The organism is Streptococcus dentapri, from assembly GCF_042649885.1.
GTDB lineage: Bacteria > Bacillota > Bacilli > Lactobacillales > Streptococcaceae > Streptococcus > Streptococcus dentapri.
The window spans coordinates 1-6,446 of record NZ_JBHSAC010000084.1; the positions used below are offsets into that span (position 1 = coordinate 1).

At 41.6% G+C, this 6,446-nt stretch carries 5 protein-coding genes; all 5 read left to right on the forward strand.

Going from position 1 to position 6,446, the window contains the following annotated elements; all coding sequences use genetic code 11:
• Window positions 1–618: 618 nt before the first annotated feature.
• Window positions 619–1,032, forward strand: coding sequence for a 30S ribosomal protein S12 (gene rpsL, locus ACFOSE_RS09445; protein ID WP_380432746.1), 414 nt, complete (start codon window positions 619–621; stop codon window positions 1,030–1,032).
• A gap of 20 nt (window positions 1,033–1,052) precedes the next feature.
• Window positions 1,053–1,523 (forward strand): 30S ribosomal protein S7, encoded by a 471-nt coding sequence (gene rpsG, locus ACFOSE_RS09450; protein WP_380432747.1) that lies wholly within the window; start codon window positions 1,053–1,055, stop codon window positions 1,521–1,523.
• 121 nt (window positions 1,524–1,644) lie between these two features.
• A complete protein-coding gene (fusA, locus tag ACFOSE_RS09455; RefSeq protein ID WP_380432748.1) occupies window positions 1,645–3,726 on the forward strand; it encodes an elongation factor G in 2,082 nt (693 codons plus the stop codon).
• A gap of 229 nt (window positions 3,727–3,955) precedes the next feature.
• Window positions 3,956–4,969, forward strand: coding sequence for a type I glyceraldehyde-3-phosphate dehydrogenase (gene gap, locus ACFOSE_RS09460; RefSeq protein ID WP_380432750.1), 1,014 nt, complete (start codon window positions 3,956–3,958; stop codon window positions 4,967–4,969).
• A gap of 179 nt (window positions 4,970–5,148) precedes the next feature.
• Entirely contained in the window at window positions 5,149–6,345 is a 1,197-nt protein-coding gene (locus ACFOSE_RS09465) for a phosphoglycerate kinase (RefSeq protein ID WP_380432752.1), read from the forward strand.
• The last annotated feature ends 101 nt before the right edge of the window (window positions 6,346–6,446 follow it).

Genomic DNA, 6,446 nt, shown 5'->3' on the forward strand with positions numbered 1-6,446 from the left:
GCGGTTTTGACCACTTATTCTGTGGCCAATGGGGTGTCTGCGGTGACGACTGGGACGGACCTGACGGGGCGTCAGTTTTATCTGAGTATGTTGAATATTTTAGATACACGGCTAGTCATGTCTTTTTTTTGCCTGTGCATGACTGCTTAAAATTCTTACTGAAAAGCTATGTCGCCAATGAAAACAAGCTTGTCGACTCTGCTTATAGGAATGCCAAGAACTATGGCAGCAGTGTCATGCCTCCTTTAGCTGAGAAATATTTCATAAGAAAAATCTCAACCTGCTAATCAGTCTCACCTACTTTATATCAGTCAACTGGTTATCTTCAATCCAAATACCACTCTTTGTTTTAAGTGATTGTGGATGTTTATAACAACCGCATGCTTTTGATAACTGGTAATGATTGGCCCACAATGGCACATAATCAAAAGATGCAAGTGTGATAAAAACATTGACAAAACATCCCCTGCTATGATATTATGATAGACGGTACTTTTTACTTTTGGTCTCTCAAAAGTGTACAGAGACGTGCTGACAAATGTTGCAAAGTACACACAGATATGGGCTGTCACCGAGTGCCATATCAACCAAAACTAAAATATTACAGGAGAAATGTAGATGCCTACAATCAACCAATTGGTACGCAAGCCACGTAAGTCTAAAGTTGAAAAATCTGACTCACCAGCACTTAACGTTGGCTACAATAGCCACAAAAAAGTTCCAACTAACATTTCATCACCACAAAAACGTGGTGTTGCTACTCGTGTTGGAACGATGACACCTAAAAAGCCCAATTCTGCCCTTCGTAAATTTGCTCGTGTACGTTTGAGTAACCTCATCGAAGTAACTGCCTACATTCCAGGTATTGGTCATAACTTGCAAGAACACAGTGTTGTTCTTATCCGTGGTGGACGTGTAAAAGACCTTCCAGGGGTACGTTACCATATCGTTCGTGGTGCGCTTGATACAGCAGGCGTAGCAGACCGTAAACAAGGCCGTTCTAAATACGGTGCTAAACGCCCTAAAGGCTAATGGAAGGGAGATAAGAACTAATGAGTCGTAAAAATCAAGCGCCTAAGCGCGAAGTATTACCAGATCCATTGTACAATTCAAAAATTGTAACGCGTCTTATCAACCGTGTTATGCTAGACGGTAAACGCGGTACAGCAGCTACTATTGTCTACGGTGCTTTTGATACAATCAAAGAGACCACTAGCAATGATGCGCTCGAAGTATTTGAGTCAGCAATGGAAAACATCATGCCTGTACTTGAAGTGCGTGCACGCCGTGTCGGTGGGTCTAACTACCAGGTCCCAGTTGAAGTTCGTCCAGAACGTCGTACAACTCTTGGTCTTCGTTGGTTGGTCAATGCCTCACGTGCCCGTGGTGAACACACTATGAAAGAACGTCTTGCAAAAGAAATCATGGATGCTGCAAATAATACAGGTGCTGCTGTTAAGAAACGTGAAGATACACACCGTATGGCAGAAGCAAACCGTGCCTTTGCCCACTTCCGTTGGTAAAATAGATTGTGAGGTCTCAATTGACCTTACCCATCAACACATAAAACAGATATTTCTAAGAACGGGTAGGTCCTGCCTATCCGTTTTTTCCAAAAATTATAGATTATAGGAGAATAACTTCATGGCTCGCGAATTTTCATTGGAAAAAACTCGTAACATCGGTATTATGGCCCACGTAGATGCGGGTAAAACAACTACTACAGAGCGTATTCTTTATTACACAGGTCGTATCCACAAAATCGGTGAAACTCACGAAGGGGCTTCACAAATGGACTGGATGGAACAGGAACAAGAACGTGGTATCACGATCACTTCTGCCGCTACAACGGCACAATGGAATGACCACCGTGTCAACATCATTGACACACCAGGGCACGTTGACTTTACTATCGAAGTTCAGCGTTCTCTGCGTGTTCTTGACGGTGCTGTAACTGTTCTTGATGCCCAATCAGGTGTTGAACCTCAAACTGAAACAGTTTGGCGCCAAGCAACTGAATATGGTGTTCCACGTATCGTATTTGCCAATAAAATGGATAAAATTGGCGCGGATTTCCTCTACTCAGTAAGCACACTTCATGACCGCCTTCAAGCCAATGCGCACCCAATTCAGTTACCGATCGGTTCTGAAGATGACTTCCGTGGGATTATTGACTTGATAAAAATGAAAGCTGAAATCTATACCAACGACCTTGGTACAGATATTCTTGAAGAAGATATCCCTGCTGAATATGTTGATCAGGCTAACGAATACCGCGAAAAATTGGTTGAAGCTGTAGCTGAAACTGATGAAGACCTCATGATGAAATATCTTGAAGGTGAAGAAATCACAAACGATGAATTGAAAGCTGCCATCCGTAAGGCAACTGTCAATGTAGAATTCTATCCAGTTCTTTGTGGTTCTGCCTTCAAGAATAAGGGCGTTCAATTGATGCTTGATGCGGTTATTGATTACCTTCCAAGCCCACTTGATATCCCGGCAATTAAAGGTGTTAACCCTGATACAGATGAAGAAGAAGAACGTCCAGCATCTGATGATGAACCATTTGCAGCTCTTGCCTTCAAGATTATGACAGACCCATTTGTAGGTCGTTTGACCTTCTTCCGTGTCTACTCAGGTGTTCTAAATAGCGGTTCATACGTTATGAATACCACTAAAGGTAAACGTGAACGTATTGGACGTATCCTGCAAATGCACGCTAATAGCCGTCAAGAAATTGAAACTGTTTACGCTGGTGATATCGCTGCTGCTGTTGGTTTGAAAGAAACAACAACAGGGGATTCTTTGACTGATGAAAAAGCTAAGGTTATTCTTGAGTCAATCGAAGTTCCAGAACCGGTTATCCAATTGATGGTTGAGCCTAAATCTAAAGCTGACCAAGATAAGATGGGTATTGCCCTTCAAAAATTGGCTGAAGAAGACCCAACCTTCCGTGTTGAAACCAATGCGGAAACAGGTGAAACAGTTATCTCTGGTATGGGTGAGCTCCACTTGGATGTCCTTGTTGACCGTATGAAACGTGAATTCAAGGTTGAAGCTAATGTTGGTGCCCCACAAGTATCTTATCGTGAAACTTTCCGTGCTGCTACACAAGCGCGTGGATTCTTTAAACGCCAATCGGGTGGTAAAGGTCAGTTTGGTGATGTTTGGATCGAATTTACACCAAACGAAGAAGGTAAAGGATTCGAGTTTGAAAATGCCATCGTCGGTGGTGTTGTCCCACGTGAATTTATTCCTGCTGTCGAAAAAGGTTTGGAAGAAGCAATGGCTAACGGTGTCCTTGCTGGTTATCCATTGGTTGATATCAGAGCTAAGCTTTATGATGGTTCATACCATGATGTCGACTCATCTGAAACAGCCTTCAAGATAGCAGCATCACTCGCCCTTAAAGAAGCCGCTAAAACTGCGCAACCAACTATCCTTGAGCCAATGATGCTTGTAACCATCACTGTTCCAGAAGAAAATCTCGGTGATGTTATGGGACACGTTACTGCTCGTCGTGGACGTGTAGATGGTATGGAAGCACATGGCAACAGTCAAATTGTTCGCGCTTATGTACCACTTGCGGAAATGTTTGGTTATGCAACTGTTCTTCGTTCAGCTTCCCAAGGACGTGGTACATTCATGATGGTATTTGATCACTATGAAGATGTTCCAAAATCAGTACAAGAAGAAATCATTAAGAAAAATTCTGGTGAAGCGTAATTAGTGGTTTCACTGTAAAAACTAGCATATTAAATTGCTAGTTTTTTTGTTTTCCGCCATCTTTTATCTTTTTGGAAAATGGTAAGTGGTTGCAATTTACAGAAAATAAGTATATAATAAGTTTGTTGAAGGGGATTTGTGCATCACCACAAGTTAACCTTTTCACAAATTGTTAAAGGGTTCGCCCTCAATCAAAATTTTATTGATTTTCATAAGGAGGAAATCACACATGGTAGTTAAAGTTGGTATTAACGGTTTCGGTCGTATCGGACGTCTTGCATTCCGTCGTATCCAAAATGTTGAAGGTGTTGAAGTTACTCGCATTAACGACCTTACAGATCCAGTTATGCTTGCACACTTGTTGAAATACGATACAACTCAAGGTCGTTTTGACGGTACGGTTGAAGTTAAAGATGGTGGTTTCGAAGTTAACGGTCAATTTGTAAAGGTTTCTGCAGAACGCGATCCAGAACAAATCGACTGGGCAGCTGACGGTGTAGAAATCGTTCTTGAAGCTACTGGTTTCTTTGCTAAGAAAGAAGCAGCTGAAAAACACTTGCACGCTAATGGTGGTGCTAAGAAGGTTGTTATCACTGCTCCTGGTGGAAACGATGTTAAAACAATCGTATTCAACACTAACCACGATACTCTCGATGGTACTGAAACAGTTATCTCAGGTGCTTCATGTACAACAAACTGTTTAGCACCAATGGCTAAAGCATTGCATGACAACTTCACTATTACTGAAGGTTTGATGACTACTATCCACGCATACACTGGTGACCAAATGATCCTTGACGGACCACACCGTGGTGGTGATCTTCGCCGTGCGCGTGCAGCTGCAGCTAACATCGTGCCTAACTCAACTGGTGCTGCTAAAGCTATCGGTCTTGTTATCCCAGAATTGAATGGTAAACTTGATGGTGCTGCACAACGTGTTCCAGTTCCAAGCGGTTCTGTAACTGAATTGGTAGCTGTTCTTGATAAAAACGTTACTGCTGAAGAAGTTAACGCAGCAATGAAAGCAGCTTCAAATGAATCTTATGGTTACACTGAAGATCCAATCGTTTCTTCAGATATCGTAGGTATGTCATATGGTTCATTGTTTGACGCAACTCAAACTAAAGTTCTTGATGTTGATGGTAAACAATTGGTTAAAGTTGTTTCATGGTACGACAACGAAATGTCATACACTTCACAACTTGTACGTACTCTTGAGTACTTCGCAAAAATCGCTAAATAATTCATTTGTTTACTGATTATTGAGAGACTGGAATTTTCCAGTCTCTTTTTTGTTTATTGGGGGAGATTGCTCAATTCATAAATAGTTGTGAGAACCATCACTTTTCACAGAAGAATTTAGAAATAGCACAGAAAATGTGATATAATGATGAGGTAAAAATAATTTTAAGGAGTCTACTAATGGCAAAATTGACTGTTAAAGATGTTGATTTGAAAGGTAAAAAAGTCCTCGTTCGTGTTGACTTTAATGTTCCTTTGAAAGATGGCGTTATCACTAATGACAACCGTATCACTGCGGCTCTTCCAACGATTAAGTACATCATCGAACAAGGTGGCCGTGCAATTCTTTTTTCTCACCTTGGCCGTGTAAAAGAAGAAGCTGATAAAGAGGGTAAATCTCTAGCTCCAGTTGCTAAAGACTTGGCGGCTAAATTGGGACAAGATGTTGTTTTCCCAGGTGCTACCCGTGGCAGTGAGCTTGAAACAGCTATTGATGCTCTTGAAGACGGGCAAGTTCTTTTGGTTGAAAACACTCGTTTTGAAGATGTAGATGGTAAGAAAGAATCCAAAAATGATCCCGAACTTGGTAAATACTGGGCAAGTCTAGGTGATGGTGTCTTTGTAAATGATGCTTTTGGTACCGCTCACCGTGCACACGCATCAAATGTAGGGATCTCAGCAAATGTTGACAAGGCAGTTGCAGGTTTCCTTCTTGAAAATGAAATTGCTTACATCCAAGAAGCTGTTGATAACCCAGTTCGTCCATTCGTGGCTATCCTTGGAGGATCAAAAGTTTCAGATAAAATTGGGGTCATCGAAAACCTTCTTGAAAAAGCTGATAAAGTCCTAATCGGTGGTGGCATGACTTATACCTTCTTCAAGGCTCAAGGCATCGAAATTGGTGATTCATTGGTTGAAGAAGATAAGTTAGATATTGCTAAAGGTCTTCTTGAAAAAGCCAACGGCAAATTGATTTTGCCAGTTGACTCTAAAGAAGCTAATGCTTTTGCTGACTACACAGAAGTTAAAGATACTGAAGGTGAAGCAGTAGATGCAGGTTTCCTTGGTCTTGATATCGGTCCTAAATCAATCGCTAAATTTGACGAAGCTCTTACAGGTGCTAAAACTGTTGTATGGAATGGACCAATGGGTGTATTTGAAAACCCAGACTTCCAAGCTGGTACAATCGGTGTTATGGATGCTATCGTTAAACAACCAGGCGTTAAATCAATCATCGGTGGTGGTGATTCAGCTGCCGCAGCTATCAATCTTGGCCGTGCAGACAAATTCTCATGGATCTCAACAGGCGGTGGTGCCTCAATGGAACTCCTTGAAGGTAAAGTCTTGCCAGGCTTGGCTGCCTTAACAGAAAAATAAGTTTGAAGGCTAGAAAAAGACGCTAATGCGTCTCAGACTGAAGACAAAGCTCTTGGAATTGCATTTCTAAGAGCTTTTTGCTCTGTTTAGGAGTATACTAA